1 protein-coding gene is annotated in these 616 nt (G+C 71.1%); it reads right to left on the bottom strand.

The window, feature by feature from the left end:
* On the bottom strand, positions 1-616 hold a 616-nt coding region (locus J0A65_RS25120), incomplete at both ends, for a hypothetical protein (RefSeq protein ID WP_232850148.1).

Below are 616 nucleotides of genomic sequence, written 5' to 3'. Positions count from 1 at the left end.
AGCAGGCGGAGGTCGGGCCGCCATGCAGGAAGATCACCAGCGGCGGACGCGTCACGGCCGGGACAGGCGCGTAGAAGAAGCCGTGGCAGTGCTCACCCTGCCCCACCGGGCAACTCAGGGCCTCGGGGCGGGAAAGCAGCGGCGCGGGCAAGGGCTGCGCCCCGCCGGCAAGGACCTGCAGGCCGCCATCGCAGCGACGAATGGCGAGTACCGCCGGCAGCCGATCCAGCGCGGCGGCGATGCAATAGAAATACTCGACATCCGCGCTCAGGCCACGGAAACGCGTGAAGCCCGTGGCCAGCCGACGTTCGCCGGCTGCGTGGTGCCCCGCCGCGCTCGCGCCCAGCGCACAGGCAACCAGCACGCCCGTGCCCTGCTCGAAACGGCTCAGCAGGAACTCGCCATCGTCCAGCGCCAGGTAGGTGCGCCCGCCCAGTTGCCAGGGCGCCGCAGCGTGATCGCCAGGTGCGACGTCCAGTTTCATGCGCTCGTCGACGCACTCCGGCTGCCACCAGCCGGCCTGGTCACTCAGGACCCACAGACGGCCCCGGGCATCGAAGCGCGGTTGCTGCAGGGAGCGGTCGCCACGCTCTCCCATCATCACCTGCGTGCGCTC

This window comes from Bowmanella yangjiangensis (genome assembly GCF_017255015.1).
Lineage (GTDB): Bacteria > Pseudomonadota > Gammaproteobacteria > Enterobacterales > Alteromonadaceae > Bowmanella > Bowmanella yangjiangensis.
This window is presented reverse-complemented; position numbering and strand designations above follow the sequence as displayed.